Annotated in this window: 1 protein-coding gene; it reads left to right on the top strand. The window is 45.4% G+C overall.

Going from position 1 to position 238, the window contains the following annotated elements:
* A partial coding sequence (locus tag CXF58_RS01440; protein ID WP_180952500.1) for a thioredoxin family protein occupies window positions 1–238 on the top strand: 238 nt, incomplete at both ends.

Genomic DNA, 238 nt, shown 5'->3' with positions numbered 1-238 from the left:
CCTAAAGTGCTGGTCGATGTCACCGCCGAATGGTGTATTGAGTGCCGGATTATGGATAAAAACTTATTTCATAATCGCCCTGCGCAAATGCAAGATTGGCAATTGGTCAGACTTGATATCACGGAGACTACGGCTGATTCAAAAGCAATCTTAGCGCGTTATAAACTATTTGGTCCGCCAGCATTGCTGTATTATCAAGACGGGCAATTGGTCAATCAGCAAGTGGGTGAAATCGGGC

The organism is Psychrobacter sp. Sarcosine-02u-2, assembly GCF_002836335.1.
Classification (GTDB): Bacteria; Pseudomonadota; Gammaproteobacteria; order Pseudomonadales; family Moraxellaceae; genus Psychrobacter; species Psychrobacter faecalis.
The sequence above is the reverse complement of the archived record's forward strand: the minus strand, read 5'-3'. Positions and strand labels throughout refer to the sequence as shown.